11 protein-coding genes are annotated in these 20,219 nt (G+C 44.1%); 10 read left to right on the top strand and 1 reads right to left on the bottom strand.

Translation table 11 applies throughout. From position 1 onward, the window contains the following. The first annotated feature begins 403 nt into the window (after positions 1–403). From B2Z67_RS06470 to B2Z67_RS06425, 10 genes are all read left to right on the top strand, one after another. Positions 404–3,601: a SusC/RagA family TonB-linked outer membrane protein gene (locus B2Z67_RS06470; protein ID WP_291529001.1), complete on the top strand. Its 3,198-nt coding sequence runs from the start codon at positions 404–406 to the stop codon at positions 3,599–3,601. A gap of 23 nt (positions 3,602–3,624) precedes the next feature. After that, complete coding sequence (locus B2Z67_RS06465) at positions 3,625–5,286, top strand: RagB/SusD family nutrient uptake outer membrane protein (RefSeq protein WP_291529000.1); 1,662 nt, start codon at positions 3,625–3,627, stop codon at positions 5,284–5,286. Between the two features lie 319 nt (positions 5,287–5,605). Then, the gene (locus tag B2Z67_RS06460) at positions 5,606–6,895 is read left to right on the top strand and encodes a DUF4995 domain-containing protein (RefSeq protein WP_291528999.1); all 1,290 of its coding nucleotides are present in this window, start codon (positions 5,606–5,608) and stop codon (positions 6,893–6,895) included. A 16-nt stretch (positions 6,896–6,911) separates the two neighbouring features. Beyond that, the gene (gene hepC / locus B2Z67_RS06455; protein WP_291528998.1) at positions 6,912–8,909 is read left to right on the top strand and encodes a heparin-sulfate lyase HepC; all 1,998 of its coding nucleotides are present in this window, start codon (positions 6,912–6,914) and stop codon (positions 8,907–8,909) included. Between the two features lie 13 nt (positions 8,910–8,922). Beyond that, positions 8,923–10,527 carry a sulfatase family protein gene (locus B2Z67_RS06450; RefSeq protein ID WP_291528997.1) on the top strand — a complete coding sequence of 535 codons (1,605 nt, stop codon included), beginning with the start codon at positions 8,923–8,925 and terminating at the stop codon, positions 10,525–10,527. 15 nt (positions 10,528–10,542) lie between these two features. Then, the gene (locus tag B2Z67_RS06445) at positions 10,543–12,171 is read left to right on the top strand and encodes a Tat pathway signal sequence (protein WP_291528996.1); all 1,629 of its coding nucleotides are present in this window, start codon (positions 10,543–10,545) and stop codon (positions 12,169–12,171) included. Between the two features lie 27 nt (positions 12,172–12,198). Next, positions 12,199–13,128: an ROK family protein gene (locus tag B2Z67_RS06440; RefSeq protein WP_291528995.1), complete on the top strand. Its 930-nt coding sequence runs from the start codon at positions 12,199–12,201 to the stop codon at positions 13,126–13,128. A 4-nt stretch (positions 13,129–13,132) separates the two neighbouring features. Then, positions 13,133–15,739, top strand: a complete 2,607-nt coding sequence (locus tag B2Z67_RS06435) for a DUF4962 domain-containing protein (protein ID WP_414630787.1) — start codon at positions 13,133–13,135, stop codon at positions 15,737–15,739. Between the two features lie 158 nt (positions 15,740–15,897). Continuing rightward, positions 15,898–17,301: a sulfatase family protein gene (locus B2Z67_RS06430; protein ID WP_291528994.1), complete on the top strand. Its 1,404-nt coding sequence runs from the start codon at positions 15,898–15,900 to the stop codon at positions 17,299–17,301. Next, positions 17,298–17,588: a hypothetical protein gene (locus tag B2Z67_RS06425; protein ID WP_291529002.1), complete on the top strand. Its 291-nt coding sequence runs from the start codon at positions 17,298–17,300 to the stop codon at positions 17,586–17,588. Before B2Z67_RS06430 ends, B2Z67_RS06425 begins: the two co-directional genes overlap by 4 nt. 86 nt (positions 17,589–17,674) lie before the next feature. Here B2Z67_RS06425 and B2Z67_RS06420 read toward each other — a convergent pair whose 3' ends face one another. After that, positions 17,675–19,768 (bottom strand): BT4734/BF3469 family protein, encoded by a 2,094-nt coding sequence (locus tag B2Z67_RS06420; protein ID WP_291528993.1) that lies wholly within the window; start codon positions 19,766–19,768, stop codon positions 17,675–17,677. Positions 19,769–20,219 lie beyond the last annotated feature (451 nt).

Genomic DNA, 20,219 nt, shown 5'->3' with positions numbered 1-20,219 from the left:
TATTCTTTGTTTATTCATCAAGCGCACCAGAATATGAATTTATAAATCAATGCGCGTTACGAAAAGCGGGATAATGCTATCATAAAGAACACCAATGACGATTATTTATTGTCATTTAGATATTGCCACAAATTCATAGCCGGTAGTCAGCTGGTGGAATTGCACCACGATACAATGGTAATGAATAAAAAGGGGCGAGAACTATCTGCCATAATGTTGAGAGTTCCCCCTTCTTGTAGATACCTGTGAGGCCGTTTTTATACAAAAACATTGTGTAGTGAACAATATTGGCGTAGAAAAATCTAAAAGTGAGAGTAACAAAAACAATATTCTCGCACTATTCTCAGCACTTGTCGTATGTTTGCCTCAGAGAATTCTAAAGTTAAACCTTGATTTATTCATTATGTACAAATTAAAAGAATTGGCTTTAATGTTTATCCTCGCTTTCGTTAGTATGACAACATACGCGCAAAGCCTGACAATAACCGGAAAGGTGATTGATAGTGAAGGATATGAAGTGATTGGCAGCAGTGTCATCATAAAAGGTGCTGCCGGTGTTGGAACAGTTACCGACGTAGACGGTAACTACACTTTAAAAGTAAATGATGCATCGAAAGATGTATTAGTCTTTTCTTATGTGGGCATGATTCCTCAGGAAGTGAAAGTCAACAATCAGAGTGTTATTAATGTAACGTTGAAAGCTGACGTCGTAATGCTGGATGAAGTTGTTGCCATTGGCTACGCCACAGTGAAACGTAAAGACTTGACCGGTTCGGTAGCTTCAGTGGGCAGTAAGGAGCTTTCCAAAGTTCCTACGAGTGATGTAACCCAGGCATTGGCCGGACGTATGGCCGGTGTGCAGGTTTTGCAAAGTGAAGGCGCTCCGGGAGCTTCCGTTTCCATCCGCGTGCGTGGTGGTATATCCATTACTCAAAGTAACGAACCGTTGTATATCATTGACGGTTTTCCCAGCGAAGACGGTATGTCAACTCTCGACCCTGCAGAAATTGAAACCATCGACATTCTGAAGGATGCTTCCGCTACCGCTATTTATGGTGCCCGTGGCGCTAACGGTGTTGTTGTTATCACGACCAAGAGTGGTGGTAAAAACGGAAAAGCAGTTATTACTTTCGATAGCTATGTCGGTTTTAAGAACATCGCCAGAAAGCTGGATGTTCTTTCTCCTTATGAATTTGTAAAGCTCGACTATGAACGTCGTGTTTTCAATAATGTAACGGACGCCGATTGGGAAGCAGACATCAAAGCTTTTGAAAAAATCTATGGCAAATACAGTGACATTGCTACGAACTATGCCAACCGTAAGGGTATAAATTGGCAAGACGAAACACTGGGACGTACGGCAATGACACAGAACTATCGTGTAGGCGTTTCAGGCGGAACTGATAAATTGAACTACAATTTGGCTTACTCTTATTATGATGAAGAGGGAGCTATGGTGTTCAGCGGCAACAAGAAACACAATATTTCGTTCAACATGAATCATAAGATAAATGACCGTTTGAGTGTGAATGCCCGCATCAGCTATGACCAAATGAAGATTTATGGCATGGGAACCTCCGAAGATGGCGACCGTTTCAACAAGATGCAGCACATCCTGCAATATCGTCCTACAATCGGTATTTCCGATACGGATGATATGCTGTTGGGAGATGAAGACCCCTTATTAGTAGATGATACGGGTAACGTAATGCAGAATCCCCTGCTCTCTGCCGCCGAAGAAATCAAAGACCGTGAATTTCGTACTTTCCAGGCCAATGGTGGATTCACTCTCCAATTGATGAAAGGATTATCCTTCCGTAATACTACCGGTATGCGCTATCAGACACGTCGTAATGATGTTTTTTATGGAGCGCTATCGATAACAGCAAAACGTTCCAGTATTAACGGTAGTATCCAGAATGTGGAAAACGGCAGTTTCCAGACATCAAACGTTTTAAACTACAAGTGGAAAAACAAGAAAAATGATTTGGTTGTAATGGCTGGTCAGGAATATATCAACCGTTGGGATCGCAATTTCAGAACATCTGCCACTAACTTCCCGAATGATGAAATTGGTTTGGCTGACCTTTCTTTAGGACTTCCGGGAGTTGCCGACTCATACGAGAATTATGATGATAAGTTGCTCTCTTTCTTTGCTCGCGCCAACTATGGGTATATGGACAAGTATCTGTTTACCGCATCTGTGCGTGCCGATGGTTCCTCCAAATTCGGAAAGAATAATAAATGGGGATATTTCCCTGCATTCTCAGCCGCATGGCGCTTGGGTGAAGAAGAATTCATCAAGAATCTGAATATATTCTCTGACCTGAAGGTTCGCCTGGGTTACGGTATGGCAGGAAACAATCGAATTGGCAGTTATCTTAGCCTGGCAATATTAAGCTCGGTGACTTATCCCAATGGAGATTCTACCCAGTCGGGGTATGCGCCCAAACAGATTCCTAATCCTGACTTGAAATGGGAAGCAAATAAAACATTCAACTTCGGTCTTGATTTGGGTTTCTTTAATCAACGTCTGACGATATCGCCCGAGTTCTATATCAATCGTAGCAGCAACTTGTTGCTCGAAGCTAAAATACCAAGGTCTTCCGGTTATGCAACGATGGTTATCAATGCCGGAGAAACAGAAAATAAAGGTATTGACCTGACTATTAATACGGTTAATGTCTTGAAAAAGAATTTCTCATGGAATACCGCCATTACGGTTTCTCATAACAAGAACTCCGTAAAGAAGCTGACCGGTGAAGAAGTACAGTTGTGGGAAGCAAGCTTCGGTTATAATCAGAATACGCATATTATCGAAGTGAACCAGCCTTTAGGACAGATGTACGGATATACCACGGATGGTTTGTATCAGGTAAGTGACTTTAATTATGATACCGCAACGAAGACCTATACTCTTAAAGATGGAGTTCCTTATATGGGCGACAAGGGTAATGTACGACCCGGTATGTGGAAGTTTAAGAATATAGATGGAAGCGAGGATGGCAAAATCACAGAAGGTGACAAGAGCGTTATCGGTAATGCCTATCCGAAGTTCTATGGTGGTATCAACAATACATTTACTTATAAAGACTTTGACCTGAGCATCTTCCTGACCTACAGTTTCGGTAACGATGTATTGAACGCAACCAAGTTGACAAATACGAAGACTGCACAGCTAAATAAGAATGTACTGGCTGTGGCCGACTCAAAAAATCGTTGGCTATTGGTAAACGACGAAGGCGGTTTGATAACGGATCCGCAAGAAATGGCGGCTATCAATCAGGGCAAAACAGTTGCAGCTATCTACGACAATGAGGCAGGTGATACTTATATCCACTCCTGGGCTGTGGAAGATGGTTCATTCCTGAAGTTGAGCAACATCACATTAGGATATACTTTACCTCAGAAAATGATTAAGAAAGCTGGTTTGACTAATTTGCGTTTGTATGCTACAGGTTCCAACCTCTTGACTTGGACAAAATACACAGGTTTTGATCCTGAAGTATCAACGAAGGGCAACGGTTTGACACCGGGTGTGGACTTTGGCGCTTATCCAAGAAGCCGCTCGTTTGTTTTTGGTATTAATTTGGCATTCTAATGAACGTAGAAGGAGATATTACAATGAAAAAATATAAAATGATTGCGCTCGGCGCATTGATGGTTGCAGGATTTACATCTTGCGAGTTGACGGAGATGCCTACTTCTTCCTACGAGAAGGACACCTATTTTGATTCACCCACCAAGGCACAAATGGCAGTGGTAGGAGCATACGACTGTTTATCGACAGCGACACATTACGGGCAGTTTGAAATGGCAATGCCAAGCTCGGACGATACGTATTATATACAAGGAACAGGTACGGACAATACCCGCCGCGATATATCTCACTACATGGTTACCGCTACCAATACCTGGATTGCTTCTGTGTGGAATTTGAAATACCAAGGCATAGACCGTGCAAACTTTGCCATAGCCGGTATCGAAAGTATGCCTAACTATGAAAGTGATACGTACTTGCAGGAGTTGATTGCACAAGCTCGCTTTCTTCGCGCTTTCTTGGCCTTCGACCTTATTAAATACTGGGGAGACGTTCCTTTCAAAACAACCTATTCCGGTGGATATAGCGACGTATTTCAACCTCGTGTGAGTCGCGAACTGATTTATGATGAAATCATCAACGACCTGAACTTCGCGAAGGAAAAGCTACAGAAAGCAAGCGCTTCTCTTTCGCCTGAAGTACCGAGTCAGGGAGCAGCCCATGCATTGTTGATGCGCGTTTATCTGCAACGGGCAGGCTATAGCTTACAACAGAACGGTACTCTCACCCGTCCGGACGATGCCAAAAGAAAAGAATACTTTAATGCTGTAATTTCCGAATGGAACGCTTTCCAGGCAAAAGGTTATCATGGTTTCTATTATGGTGGTTACAAACAATTGTTCGTCGGATATTCCGCCGGAATATTGAATTCTAAAGAAAGCCTGTGGGAAATCGCATTCAATCCTATTGGAGATTCTCGCACCGACAATGCCGGCATGTGGGGCACTTACAACGGTCCGTTAGTAACCGCGCCATCCGGAACAAATACTGCCGTTATGGGGCGTGCGAACGCTTTCTTCCGTGTAATGCCTGCTTGGAACGATTTCTTTGAGCAACAAGACGTTCGCAAAGAAATAATGGTATGTACTTATCAGTATAAATGGACTAATAACGAACACAAACTTACGCCCAATAAAAATGTTACTGATTGGTATCCCGGCAAATGGCGCAGAGAATGGATGCCCCTTGGCTTTATCGACCCTAACAATACCGGTGTAAACTATTGTCCGCTACGCTATGCCGACGTCCTGTTGATGGTTGCCGAAGCATATAACGAAACCGGAAATACATCCGAAGCCTGGAAATTGTTGAATCAGGTACGTGCACGCGCGGAAGCAACTCCCATTACGGACGCCAACTACAGCAGCCTGATGAAAGCCCCGCAGGTTTATAATCTTCCATATATTCAGGACGGAGACGCTGCCGGCAAATTCCGTACAGCCCTTTATTGGGAACGCGGGTTCGAACTGGCTTTTGAAGGTCAGCGTAAATACGACTTGCTGCGTTGGGGTATTCTGGGCGATGCATTGAAATTCTTCCAGGACAATATGCACCAGTCACTCAAAGGCAAATATATAGCCGGTGAGAAGTTTATCAAAGGTAAACATGAACTTTTCCCAATACCGTTGGGAGAAATACAGTCTAACTCAGCTTTGAATAACCAAAATAATCCGGGCTACGAATAAATCCGGGAAGTGTAAGAAGCTGTTTAGAATTTATTCGGTTTTCTTTTAAGAAAAGAAACTGATAAAATTAATTAGGAGTAAATTCAAAACAGCTACTAAAATTGATATTGTTCTTTACTTATGCCAATCAGGGGTTAAGGAGTTATCGCTTCGCTCAGTAGTTGAAGGAGTTAAAGCAGATAGACTTACTACTGATATGAAGAGTTAACGTATAAACAGAGTATCGGCTTTAACTACTAAACCCGTTTGGGGCTGATAACTCCTAAGCAGAGCGATAACTCCTTTAACTACTGATTTACATTACTTATAAAAAGTATTTATGAAGAAGATTTTATTACTTTGTTGCATGGTTACTATGTTACTGGGGCTATCCGGTTGTTCTCCCAGTCAGCCTAATGAAGATTATGGCTGGTTGAAAAATGCGATAGATACTTCCGTGCGGCAATTGGAAGAGACAGTGACTGATGTAGGCGATTCGGTCTTGTTGCCTCGCTCTATCTGGACAGGATATGATATGGATTTTCTTTGCAGACAATTACAAAGAAATCCCGCAACCTTCAAAGACTCTTTACGGATTAAGCCGGTGAAAGATGCCTTGGGAACCCGCCGGTATTGCACTTCCGTCTACGATTGGACAAGTGGTTTTTTCCCCGGTAGCTTGTGGTATGCGTACCAATTGACCGGCATTGAAGATTTGAAGAACGATGCTGTGAAATTTACGAACTACCTGTATCCGGTAAGAGACTATAAAGGTACACACGATGTCGGGTTTATGATGAATTGCAGTTATGGCAACGCCTATCGTTTGGCGCCTGCCGACAGCATTCGTCAGATATTGGTACAGACAGCAGATAACTTGTGTAATCGTTTTAATCCGAACATAAATAGCATCCGTTCCTGGGATTTCGGAAAGTGGAATTTCCCTGTGATTATTGATAATATGATGAACCTGGATCTATTGTTTTATGTAAGTCATCTGACCAATGACTCCAAGTATAAGGAAATTGCATTGAAACATGCTGAAACAACGTTGAGGAATCATTTCAGAGAAGACCATTCATCCTATCATGTGGTTAGTTACAATAACGATGGCAGTGTAGAATCAAAATGTACGCATCAGGGGAAAAATAACGAATCGTCATGGGCGCGCGGACAAGCTTGGGGAATATACGGATATACTTCTTGTTATCGTGAATCAAGAAATGTGGTTTTCTTGCAGCAAGCCGAAAATATTGCAGCATTGATCATGGCGCGTGTAAAGACCGGTGACGCGATTCCTTTGTGGGATTATGATGCACCCGATACAGCGGAAACACCCCGTGATGCATCTGCCGCCGCTATTACAGCTTCTGCTTTGATAGAACTCAGTACTTGGGCAAAGGATGGACAAATGTATTTTGATTATGCCGAGAAATTGCTTAAGTCGCTTTCTTCCGATGCTTATCTGGCAAAGGTTGGCACTAACCAGGGATTTATCCTGATGCACTCTACAGGTTCATTGCCCAATGGCTCTGAGATTGATACTCCTATCAATTATGCCGATTATTACTATCTGGAAGCATTGAGCCGGTATATGCAGGTAAAAGGACTTGATTATAAATCGCTATAACCAAAATTAGTGTGTCATGAATATAGTAAAGTATCTTTTAAGTATTACGTTCCTGCTGGCTGCCATTTGCGTGGAAGCGCAGCAACTACGGAAAGAAGCTTTTGATTTGCTGAATCTGGATTATCCGGGCTTGGAAAAGGTGAAGACTGCGTGTGCCCAACAACAATGGAATGAGGCGGCTCAGGATTTACTGGACTATTATCGCCAACGCACCGGTATAGGGCATCCTGATATGGATGTGATGAATATCAAAATTTCAGAGGAAGAGCAACAATGGGCGGATGACGCTCTGGAACATACATTCTTTGTACACAAGGGGTATCAACCTTCCTATAATTATGGTAAAGACATCAACTGGCAATATTGGCCTGTACAGGACAACGAATTGCGCTGGCAGTTGCATCGCCATAAATGGTTCACTCCGATGGGGAAAGCATATAGAATATCGGGAGATGAAAGATATGCCAAAGAATGGGCATATCAATATATGGATTGGATTAACAAGAATCCTCTGACAACGGTAGACAAAGAAGAATATGAACTTGTCAGCGCGGGCGAAGTAAAAGGGAATGCCGAAAACGTACGCTTTGCATGGCGTCCTCTGGAGGTAAGCAACCGTTTGCAGGATCAAACGCAGCAATTTCTGTTGTTTGTTCCTTCACAGGCTTTCACTCCTGAATTCCTGACTGAATTCCTGGTTAATTATCACCGGCATGCACTGCACATTCTGAACAATTATTCAGATCAGGGTAATCACTTGTTATTCGAAGCGCAACGTATGATATATGCAGGTACATTCTTCCCTGAATTTAAGGGAGCAGCCGAATGGAGAAAAAGTGGAATAGGCATTTTGAACCGTGAAATTAAAAAGCAGGTTTATCCGGACGGCGGTCACTATGAGCTGGACCCGCATTATCATCTGGCAGCGATCAATATCTTTTGCAAGGCCTTGCGTATGGCAGATGTCAATGGTTTCCGTCAGGAATTTCCGGCCGAATATGCGAATACGATTAAAAGCATGATTGAGTTTTATACCAATATCTGTTTCCCTGATTACAGTAACCCTTGTTTCAGTGATGCCAAACTGGGAAGCCGTCCGGCGGAAATCCGCAATTATCAGGAGTGGCTGAAACTGTTTCCGGATTGTAACTGGATTCGTTATTATGCCACAGAAGGCCGTAAAGGTACTCCTTTGCCAAACCTTTCTCATGGAGCTTTGACTTCCGGCTTCTTTACATTCAGAAACGGATGGAAACAGGGTGCTACCGTAATGGTGATAAAAGCCGGCCCTAAAGGTGAATGGCATTGTCAACCGGATAATGGAACTTTTGAGCTTTGGTTCAATGGCAGGAATCTCTTTCCGGATAGCGGTTCCTACGTCTATGCCGGTGATGATGAAGTGATGAAGCTCCGCAACTGGTTTCGCCGGACAAGCTCTCATAATACATTGACATTGAATGAGGAAAACCTGCAAACCACACAATCCGTTACCAAACTTTGGGAACCTGAAGGCAATGAGCAAATCCTGGTGACAGAGAACCCGCACTATGAGGGTTTGAAGCACAGACGTTCTGTCTTCTTTGTAGACCAAACTTATTTTGTAATTGTCGATGAGGCTATTGGAAATGCCAAAGGAACAGTGAATCTCAACTATCATTTGTGTGAAGGCACCGTAAATACAGATGGAAAGAATAATATCCTGACCACTGCTTATGACGGAGCAAGTAACATGAAGCTGCAATGTTTTGCAGAAAAGGAAGTTTCAATGAGAGAAAAAGAGGGTTGGCGTTCGACTGCCTATCGCGTACGCGTACCCCGCACCTCGGTTTCTTTTGATGTGGATAAAAAGGATTCGGAAGCTGTACGCTACATAACCATTATTTATCCATCGAAGAATGTTGCTTCTTTCCCTTCATTCAAGGCTAAATTCCTGAATAAGGCATTTGATGAGAATGGGGTGAAAATAGAAATATCTGTTGATGGGAAAAAACGTCAATTGAAGTATAAACTATAAGAAGACTTTCATTATGAACCGCTTATCATATTTATTCCTGCCTCTTGCTGCCATCGGAGTATCCGCATGTAGTTCTGCCAAAGAGGAAGAGAAACGTCCGAACATTATCTTTATGATGACAGACGACCATACTACGCAAGCAATATCATGTTACGGCGGGCGTCTTTTGCAGACTCCTAACATGGACAGGATTGCCAGTGAAGGAATTCGTATGGACAATTGTTATGCGGTTAATTCGTTATCCGGTCCGTCAAGAGCTTGTATATTGACGGGCAAATTCAGTCATATCAATGGATTCACTGACAATGCCAGCACTTTCGACGGTAGTCAACAGACTTTCCCAGAATTGTTGCAGGCTGCCGGTTACCAAACTTCGATTATCGGCAAATGGCATTTGATCACCGAACCTCAGGGATTTGACTATTGGTGCATATTGACGGGACAACACGAACAAGGAGATTATTATAATCCGGATTTCAATGAAAATGGAAAACAAATTGTAGAAAAAGGATACGTTACTGACATTATCACAGATAAAACCATTGAATATCTGGAACACAGAGATAAAAGTAGACCTTTCTGCGTGATGTATCATCAGAAAGCCCCGCATCGTAATTGGATGTCTGCCCCCCGTCATTTGGGGATGTTCAATAATACCGTTTTCCCTGAACCTGCCACACTTTTCGATACATACGAAGGTAGAGGCTCCGCTGCCAGGGAACAGGATATGTCCATTGAACATACATTGACCAATGATTGGGATTTGAAACTACTGACTCGTGAAGAAATGCTGAAGGATACGACGAATCGCCTCTATCAGGTCTACAAGCGTATGCCGGCTGATGCACGAAACAAGTGGGATTCAGTATATGGCCAGCGTATTTCCGAATATCGTAGCGGTAAGCTGGAGGGTAAAAAACTGATTAGTTGGAAATACCAACAATACATGCGCGATTATTTGGCAACAATTGTTGCCGTGGATGAAAATATAGGCCGGTTGCTTAGCTATTTGGAAAAAACCGGTGAATTAGACAACACAATCATTATATATACTTCGGATCAAGGTTTCTTTCTGGGCGAGCATGGCTGGTTTGACAAGCGTTTCATGTACGAGGAAAGCCAGCGCATGCCTCTGCTCATTCGTTATCCGAAAACAATTAAGGCTGGAACTGTATCGAGTGCCATTGCCATGAACGTAGATTTTGCTCCTACTTTGCTGGATTTTGCCGGTGTGACTATACCGGCAGATATTCAGGGACAATCCCTAAGACCTGTTCTGAATAATGAGGGAAAGACCCCGGCAAACTGGAGGAAAGCCGCCTATTACCATTATTATGAGTATCCGGCGGAACATTCGGTCAAAAGGCATTATGGCATTCGTACAGTTGGCTATAAACTGATGCACTTCTACAATGATGTAGATGAATGGGAAATGTACGATTTAAAGAATGACCCGGATGAATTGAACAATGTGTTTAACAAACCGGGGTATGCCGACAAACGGGCAGAACTTATGTCACTGCTGAAAGAAACCCAGAAGCAGTATAAGGATGATGACCCGGATGAAAAAGTAAACAAATTGTTCAAGGGAGACAGAAGGTTGATGAAGAATAGATAATCTAAATAAATACCTATGGATAGAAGAAGCTTTTTAAAACATACAGGTTGGTCCTTTATCGGATTGGCGGCTTCCGGAAGTTTATTGTCTGCATGTCAGCAAGGAACTACCTCAGGAAAGAGAATAATGCCCTCTGCCAGTAATCTGAAATATTTCTGGGGAGATTTACACAACCATTGTAACCTGACTTATGGGCATGGCGACATGCGTTCCGCATTCGAGGCAGCCAAAGGACAATTGGATTTTGTGTCTGTAACTCCACACGCCATGTGGCCTGATATTCCCGGAGCAGATGATCCTCGTCTGAAATGGGTGATTGATTACCATACCGGCGCCTTCAAGCGTTTGCGCGAGGGAGGTTATGAAAAATATGTAGCCATGACCAATGAATATAATAAGGAGGGAGAATTTCTGACTTTTATAGGTTATGAAGCGCATAGCATGAAACATGGTGACCATGTAGCCCTGAACTACGATTTGGATGCACCGTTGGTGGAATGTACTTCCATTGAAGACTGGAAACAGAAAGCCCGCGGACATAAAGTATTTATTACTCCGCACCACATGGGCTATCAGACAGGCTACCGCGGATACAACTGGAACTTCTTTACGGAAGGCGACCAGACTCCGTTTGTAGAAATGTATTCCCGTCATGGATTGGCGGAAACCGACCAGGGCGATTACAATTACCTGCATGATATGGGCCCCCGTCAGTGGGAAGGTACAATTCAATATGGATTGGAACAAGGCAAAAAATTCGGTATTATGGGTTCGACCGACCAACATGCCGGATATCCGGGCAGTTACGGTGATGGGCGTATAGGTATCCTGGCTAAGTCATTGACCCGCGATAAAATTTGGGATGCCATGAGGAATCGTCACGTTTGCTGCGCTACGGGTGATAAAATCAATATAGATTTCCGGTTGAACGATGCTTTTCCGGGTGACGTAGTACGGGGAAACAGCCGGCGCATTTATTTGAATGTGGAAGGCGGCAGTTGTATTGACTATATAGACATCGTCAAAAACAGAAAATGTATTGCCCGTCTGAGTGGCCCGTTGTTGCCCGAAATGCCGGAAGGAGATATGGTGCGTTGTAAGGTAAAGGTAGAATTCGGATGGAATCGTGAAGAGCGGTATGTGCATTGGCAAGGTAAACTATCGGTCAATAAAGGGACTATCAATGCTGTGGAACCTTGTTTCCGTGGAGCAGCTTTCACTTCTCCGCAACCGGGTGAACCTGAATTTGAGACAAAGGTCAACCATATTGTATCCGTTACGGACAAGGATACGGAGTTGGACATATACAGTTCCAAAAATCCGAATACGACGACTCCCGCCACGCAAGCTGTCATTCTGGATGTAACTATGCCTAAAGACGGTATGATTACGGCTGAATTCAACGGCAAGAAGTTTGAACATTCGCTGGGCGAACTTCTGGAAGGATCCCGTTCGCATTTCATGATAGGGTGGCTCAGTGAAGCAATTCTGTTCAACCGTGCAATGCCGGAAAGTTGCTTTAAGATCGAACATTATATGGAAGATACCAAGCCCGAAAGGGATACGGATTATTACTATATCAGAGTTCGCCAACGTGACCAGCAATGGGCATGGAGTTCTCCTATATGGGTAGAAAGAACATAGTGTTTTCTTAATTTAATACCATAAACTATGGAATATGCAATTGGCATTGATTTAGGTGGTACATCTATAAAATATGCTTTGGTAGATAAGGCGGGGAACTCCTTCTTTGAGGGAAAGCTACCTTCTTTTGCTTCAGTTTCGGCTACCAAAGTGATAGAACAACTGATAAAAGCCGCCACCTTGTTAAAGGATGAGGCCGAAAAGCAGAACTGGACTGTACGGGGTATCGGACTTGGTACACCGGGGATTGTGGACGAAACGAACCGTATCGTACTGGGAGGTGCGGAAAATATTGCCGGTTGGGAAAACATAGATGTGGCTTCTCCTTTGGAAAAACGAATGAATCTTCCGGTGATTATTGGAAATGATGCCAACCTGATGGGGTTGGGAGAAACAAAATATGGCGCAGGAAAAGGTTGTGCTTATATGGTGTTTTTGACTGTGGGAACCGGTATTGGCGGAGCCGTTATCATTGATGGCAAATTGTTTAACGGCTATGCCAACCGGGGAACAGAGTTGGGACACGTACCGCTGATTGCCAACGGTGAACGTTGTGCGTGCGGAGCAACCGGTTGTCTGGAACATTATGCTTCGACTTCTGCCTTAGTCAGGCGTTTCAATGTGTTGGCAAAGGAGTGGAATCTATATTATGATACGGAAATAAACGGGGAATTGATTGTCCGTCTGTATCACGAGGGGTTCCCGCCCGCCATTAGGTCCATGAACGAGCACTTCTACTATTTAGGAAGAGGAATAGCCGGATTTATCAATATCTTCAGCCCCCAACGAATCGTTATAGGAGGAGGCGTTGCAGAGTCCGGAACTTTCTATATAGAAAAGATAAGGACGGTGGTCAGAGAGCAGGTAATAGCCGATTGTGCCTTGAATACAGAGATTATGGTTGCTGAATTGGGTAATAAAGCCGGACTTATTGGGGCGGCATCATTAATTTTGTAAACGAATGAAAAAGATATTATTAGGGCTACCTGCTTTCTGCCTGTTGATGGCATGCGGCAGTTCCGAGCAATCTGCCATAATAGAAGTTTCGGAAGAAACATTGATGCACGAAGTTCGTGCAACGCCCTCTCCTGCCGATGGCGCATATGTCAAAGTAAATCCGCCGCGTTTTATGTGGCCGGACAAATTTCCGCATTTAGGTGCGGTACTGGATGGAGTTGCGGGACAAGTGGATAAAAAGCCAAAAGTGCTTTACCGGATTCGTATCTCCCAAGACAAGAATTTCCAAAAGGAAGTCCTGACCGGAGAACGTGCCTGGGCTTTCTTCAATCCCTTCCAATGCCTGGCACAAGGAAAATGGTATTGGCAGCACGCCTATGTCACACCCGAAGGCGTAGAGGAATGGTCGCCGGTTTACCAATTCCTTATAGATAAAGATACACCGGAGTTTAATCCTCCGGCTTTGGACAAGGTTTTGGCAGGTTATCCATCCCACCATCCGCGTGTGTTACTGGATGCGGATAACTGGGAGGAGATAATAGCGAGGAATAAGAATAACCCGGAAGCCCAAGCCTATATGGACAAGGCTGTCCGGTGCATTTCCCATCCGTTGAAACATCTCCAAGAGGAAATAGATACGACGAATGTGGTTACATTGACCAACGTTGTGCAGCGTGAGTCAGCCCTTATCCGCGAGAGCCGTAAGATTGTGGATAGAGAAGAGGCCAATGTAGAAGCATTGGTACGCGCCTATTTGCTGACAAAAGATGAAAAGTATTACCGGGAAGGTATCAACCGGCTGAGTAAAATCCTTTCCTGGAAAGAAAGCAAATACTTTGCCGGCGACTTTAATTTATCCACTTTATTGTCTATGAGTACATCCGCGTACGACGGATTCTACAACTTGCTGTCTCCGGAAGAAAAGCAACTGCTACTGGATAACATCCGCCATCTCGGGAATAAATTCTATAATGAATACGTCAATCATCTGGAGAACCGTATTGCGGACAACCACGTGTGGCAGATGACTTTCCGCATTCTGACGATGGCCGCCTTTGCTACAATTGGTGAAATACCGGAAGCATCCGTGTGGGCTGATTATTGCTATAATGAATGGATTTCCCGGCTTCCGGGACTGAATAAGGATGGCGCCTGGCACAACGGCGATGCGTATTTCCATGTAAACATACGTACTCTGATAGAGATGCCGGTCTTTTTCTCGCGTATATCCGGCTTCAACTTCTTTGCCGATCCGTGGTATAACAATAATGCTTTGTATGTCATTTATCAGCAACCTCCCTTCTCCAAATCCGGTGGTCACGGCAATTCGCATGAGGGACAGCATAGCCCGAACGGTGGACGTATAGGATATGCTGATGCCATAGCACGCGAATGCAACAATCCGTGGGCAGCAGCTTATGTACACGAAATTATGCGGGAAGATCCCAATATTTTGTCGAAAGCTTTTGAAACCAAGCCGTCAGATTTAACTTGGTACCGTTGTACAACCCTCAAAGAAAGACCTGCATATAGTATCTCGTTGTCGGAACTACCTCAGTCCAAAGTTTTCAACCAAACGGGCACCGCTCTGATGAACACCGACATAGGACATTACGCCAATAATGCCATGCTTTCCTTCCGAAGCAGTCCTTATGGCTCCACTTCCCATGCTTTGGCAAATCAGAATGCTTTCAATACCTTCTTTGGCGGTAAAGCGATTTTCTATAGCAGCGGACATCGTACCGGATTTACCGATGACCATTGTATGTATGCTTACCGGAACACGCGCGCCCATAACTCCATATTAATAAACGGTATGGGACAAAAGATAGGAACGGAAGGCTACGGATGGATTCCCCGCTACTATGAAGGCAAAGAAATCTCCTACGTTGCAGGCGATGCTTCCAATGCTTACGGAGAAGAGGTTTCCCCGTTGTGGCTGGAACGCGGACGCTTGTCCGGCACACAGTTTACGCCGGAAAAAGGTTGGGATGAGAATAAACTGGATTTCTTCCGAAGACATATTGTTCAACTCGGACGTTCGGGCTTGTTTGTCGTTTACGATGAACTGGTTGGCAAAGAACCGGTGGAGTGGAATTATTTGCTGCATACGGTGGAACTACCCATGGAGGTTGTTGAAGAAAAAGGCGGGTTGCGCATTTTGGGTAAAAACAAGGCAAACGGAGTATCTGTAGCCCATTTGTTCTCTTCACAGAAGATGACTTATGTACAAACGGATAGCTTCTTTGTAGCTGCTGTCGATTGGAAAAAACGGCTTGGCAAGGCTCTCCCCAATCATTATCATTTCACGGCAACAACAACCCCATGCTACAAGGCGTTTTTTCTCAATGTGATTGATGTACATGGAAACAACCGTACTGATGCCGTGATAAAGCGTGAAGGAAATCGCATTACAGTAGACGGATGGGATATCGAATGTAATCTGGATGGTGAAGGTAAAGCATTCTTATATATAGAGAATAAGCTGAACGGCGCTTTGCTGGATTTCAACTACGATTCGAACAAGGGTGCCACAACTATTGTTGATTGGATAGACGGGAAGAAAATAGGAGAAAAATTAGTTGATTCCTTGCCGGAACTTGAAATATAGATTCAACTCTTGAGTTATAAGTTATGAGTAGACGAGATACAAGTTATTTTCATTCTTAATTCCTACTGTCTACTTACTACTTACTACTTACTACCAACTACTTACTACTTACTACTGTCTACTAACTACTTACTACTAAAAACTAAAAACCCAATAATATGGTAAAACAAAATCCAATAAGACATCTGGCATGTTTTTCTATGCTGTGCTCCTCTATGGCCTATGCTACCGACTGCCCTAACATCATCTATATTTTCACCGACCAACAAACAGCCAACGCCATGAGTTGCACCGGAAATCCGGACTTATATACTCCCAATCTCGACCGATTGGCAGCTTCCGGCATAATGTTCAATAATGCTTATTGCACCGCTCCGCTTAGTGGTCCTTCACGTGCTGCCATGTTTACGGGCCACTATCCGGATGCGGTAGGATTGTCCGTCAACGGTTCACCGATGCCCGACCCTCTCAAGACGCAAACATTGGGCGCCTTGGTAAAGAATGCCGGATATGACTGTGCTTACGGCGGCAAATGGCACCTTCCTCTGCTTGATGTCCCCGACAAAGAATACGGCTTCGACAATATATACAAACACAGCGACGACGGATTGGCGGAAGCATGTAGCGAATATCTATCGCGCAAACATAAAAAACCTTTTTTCCTGGTAGCTTCCTTTGATAACCCGCACAATATCTGCGAATATGCACGAGCACAGAACCTTCCTTATGGAAACATCGAAACACCCGATATACGCAATTGTCCGGGATTACCCGCCAATTTCGCCAAAAACCCTTATGATGCCGATGTCATTGAAAGCGAAAGAGCAAACAACTATAATGTGTACCCAACCGCCGGTTTTACTCCCGAAGACTGGCGTATGTACCGCTATACCTATTATCGCCTGGTAGAAAAAGTGGATAAGGAAATCGGAAAGATTATTGATGCCATTGACAGGAACAATCTTTGGGAAAACACAGTGGTAATCTTTTCCAGCGACCACGGAGATGGCGTGGGCGCTCACCATTGGAACCAGAAATCAGCTTTGTATGAGGAAGTTATCAACATTCCTTTCATCGTGACATTGCCCGGTAAGAAAAATGCAGGCAAAGTATTACCTCAACTCGTCAGTAATGGCGTAGACTTCTTTGCTTCCGTATGCGACTGGGCGGGTGTCAAGCTGCCGGAGGGGACAGCCGGGAAGTCTTTCCGAAAAGTTGTGGAAGAAGGAAATCCAAAGGCTTTGCATCAGGAATACATCATCACCGAAACACGGTTTGACGGTAGTAGGACAAGAGGATGGGTAGTACGCAGTGAACGTTATAAATACGTGCTCTACGATAAAGGAAGATACCGCGAACAACTGTTTGACATGCAGAATGACAGAGGGGAAATGAGAAACCTTGCAATGGAAAATGCATATAACCAGGAATTGCAAAAACTACGTGATATCCTTGAAAATTGGATGAATACCTATAATATACATCCAAGCCGTCCCAAACTGCACGACGTTCCCGGAAAGAAACTACAAAGCACAAGGCAATATCAAACAGGATATAAATAAAGGAACATTGCTTCTGGTCGTACAATGAAAGCTCAATCAAGAATATTCCGGACGATATACTGATTGAGAAAACCTTACTACATCTCGATTTGCAAGAAAATAATCAACTCTTTCAGATATATCCTTTTAAGAAGATAAAGCAAGTCTGGTTGGATTACCTTGTTCCACAAGAAGAATATCTCTACACGCTGAACCGTTTCTTTGCATGGTACTACTTCAAAGCAAAGAAACCGGACACTTATATAAAGCCTATGGCTACTCGTCATTTTAATAAAATGTTTGCATGAAGTAACTTTCGTGACTATTACGACATCTATTCCATTTTAAAATCCGGCATATCCGTTAATGAGTTATACAAATTAATCTTATCCTCTCACTCCACCTTCACCAAACAATACACCGTCCCCCTATTAGACTTCCGGCAAGGAATATTCAGCTTCTGAAGCGTACGACCGAATCGAGCCACTTTCGTGATAGCCAACCTGTCGCGCGTCTTCGTCTGCAAATAATTCAATACTTGCATACACGTCATCCATTCTCCGGATTCCCCTTCCTCCGCAGCACGAAGATAGCAATGAAACAATTGTTCCAGCGGGCTTTCCTGCTCGAATTCACGGTTCGTCTGTTTCAGAATTTTCTCGTCTTCATCATTCAGCCAGTAACGTTCTCCGCCATAGATAGCATCCATAGCTTGGGCATAAAGCTGTTTATAGTTAATAGCGACGCTGGTATTGATGGGAGCCGTCACCTCAATACAGATAAAACGGCGGCTGCCACTGGGGTCGGTCAGTAAATCTTTCTGATTACTGGTACCGATAAAGGAAGCATAACGCCGCATCTCCCGGATTGTGTTGCCATAAGGCTTGCGCAAGTTGGCGACAGGCTTTTGCAACAAGTGCTTCAGGAAGCCCTGCTGATTGACATTAATCTGGTCGAATTCATCAATATTGATCAGGAAGAAACGCCCCAGATAGCGTTCAGCCTCCTGTTTACTGGTAAAATTGATGCTGTCCGTATAGCCGAAACGCAATTCAGGCGGCAGAATCATGCGGCAGAACGTCGACTTGCGGTAACCTTGCGAACCGACAAGCAAAGGAGAAGTGCTGTTGCCATGCTGACGATCCACACCGCGCCAATGCGCCACCATACTGAGAAACCAGCGGTAAAACAATTCCTGCCAATGCGGATTGGTACAGGTAACCAGATTTGCCAATGCGCGAATGCGGTCTTTCCCATCCCAGCGGCCTACATCACAAAGGTATTCTTCAACGGGATTATACAGGGGGACATATTCAGAATGCAGAAAACGGTCAACATCGCGATCCCATGCGGCAATGCCTTCTTTCAGGGCGCAGATGGAAATACTGTTGCGCACACGCTTGTCCATGGGCTTGAAATAAAAATGAAGGGAGTCGCGCTGACGATATTCCAAATCATCCAGCACGGTGTTGTAACGAAATTCATAACGACGGTTCATGAATTCCTCCAACAGAAAAGCTGTTCCCTGTTCCCTGCCGATGCTGCTTTTCTTGCCAAATCCTTTACATTCCAGATAAAGATTACGAAATGTTGAACGTATGATTTGTTCATCTTCCTGACGATAATAATGGATAAGCGTCTGCCTCACGGCTTCTTCTTCGGGGATGCCCGCCTTGAAGCAATGCTCGGCAAGGTGTACGAGCAGGGGGCGCAGGTCGTTTCCACGCTTCCAGCCTTCCATCTCCCGGAACGCACGGTTCAGGGCTGCTTCATAAATCTTCGCAAGGGTTTTTGACGACTCGTATCCCGGTTCCAACCGCAATAAAGGGTTTTTCTCTCCCTGTTTCCGTTGCCGGAAGGTTTCCTCGCCGGGCATGGTAAGCGGTTGTTCCAGGCAGAAGGGTACTGCGCTGGGGTTGTAATACGGGAACTGATCCAGCGTCATGCGGCATCTTTGTGTCAGCGATACTTCTTTCAGGTCGATGTCGAAAGGAAGTATCGGTTGATAGCACTTCACCGCCAGCCAGTAGGCATGGGCATGAAAGAGTTCTGCTTGCGCCTCTGTTGCAGGCAGTCCTTCGTCGTCAGGCAGGGCAAAACGTACCCAAATCTTTACACTACGACCGCTGGAACCGCAGAAAGCGGCAAAAGTCTGGGGCAGAAGCGCTGCCTGCTGCTTCACATATTCCACTTCGGACAAACCTGCCAGATTATTCACCTCCAACTGTACCAGTCCGTTATATTGTTTCAACTTCCGTTCACCTTCTCTGGTGCGGATATATTCCACTGCGGAATAGATATACGGCAGTTTGTCTATATGTTCGTATCGGCTATCTGTACCCTTTAGCATCGGTATGAGTTCCCGCAAAGCGGTGACGTATCCCGATTTTGCTTCAATCTTCATCTTGGCGAATAAAGTGCCTGTTCCACAAACAGTAAGGATAGCTTTCCCGTTTTCGTTATCTATTCTAATTAAGGATATTTTCATATTATTTTTTACCCGTTTATTGACAATCAGAGTTTATTGATTCATTTCTACAAAGATACGTTATTGTTTTTAGGGATGCAAGCATTTCTCCGGGATACATGTATCTTTCTACTAAAAAAACCTATACACTGTGACCACGGGATCAGTATCCCGGCAGTATTCCTTAATGGGGATATTTGGTTCCAAATAGTGGAAACAAGCAGTTCCAAGGTAGGAAACGTTTTATTTCAACGTGCCGGAACAAAGAGTTTCAATACGATGAAACGTTTTGTTCCTATAAGCAATACATTTTGTTTCAATATGATGAAACTCTTTGTTTCTGCATGTAGAAACAAAGAGTTTCTCACTGTGAAACCAACAGTGGAACTGATCTGGTGTGGACAGTATGACTATGTCAATGTGGGCGATATACAGAGTGAGAGTAACTTCTACCCTCACTCTACCCTCACGC

It is taken from the genome of Bacteroides sp. UBA939, from assembly GCF_002293435.1.
GTDB lineage: Bacteria > Bacteroidota > Bacteroidia > Bacteroidales > Bacteroidaceae > Bacteroides.
The sequence above is the reverse complement of the archived record's forward strand: the minus strand, read 5'-3'. Positions and strand labels throughout refer to the sequence as shown.

What these genes read in the sequence shown, in the direction of transcription:
- B2Z67_RS06470 (WP_291529001.1), top strand. Translation starts at nt 404, where the DNA reads ATGTACAAATTAAAAGAATTGGCTTTAATGTTTATCCTCGCTTTCGTT.
- B2Z67_RS06465 (WP_291529000.1), top strand. Translation starts at nt 3,625, where the DNA reads ATGAAAAAATATAAAATGATTGCGCTCGGCGCATTGATGGTTGCAGGA.
- B2Z67_RS06460 (WP_291528999.1), top strand. Translation starts at nt 5,606, where the DNA reads ATGAAGAAGATTTTATTACTTTGTTGCATGGTTACTATGTTACTGGGG.
- hepC (WP_291528998.1), top strand. Translation starts at nt 6,912, where the DNA reads ATGAATATAGTAAAGTATCTTTTAAGTATTACGTTCCTGCTGGCTGCC.
- B2Z67_RS06450 (WP_291528997.1), top strand. Translation starts at nt 8,923, where the DNA reads ATGAACCGCTTATCATATTTATTCCTGCCTCTTGCTGCCATCGGAGTA.
- B2Z67_RS06445 (WP_291528996.1), top strand. Translation starts at nt 10,543, where the DNA reads ATGGATAGAAGAAGCTTTTTAAAACATACAGGTTGGTCCTTTATCGGA.
- B2Z67_RS06440 (WP_291528995.1), top strand. Translation starts at nt 12,199, where the DNA reads ATGGAATATGCAATTGGCATTGATTTAGGTGGTACATCTATAAAATAT.
- B2Z67_RS06435 (WP_414630787.1), top strand. Translation starts at nt 13,133, where the DNA reads ATGAAAAAGATATTATTAGGGCTACCTGCTTTCTGCCTGTTGATGGCA.
- B2Z67_RS06430 (WP_291528994.1), top strand. Translation starts at nt 15,898, where the DNA reads ATGGTAAAACAAAATCCAATAAGACATCTGGCATGTTTTTCTATGCTG.
- B2Z67_RS06420 (WP_291528993.1), bottom strand. Translation starts at nt 19,768, where the DNA reads ATGAAAATATCCTTAATTAGAATAGATAACGAAAACGGGAAAGCTATC.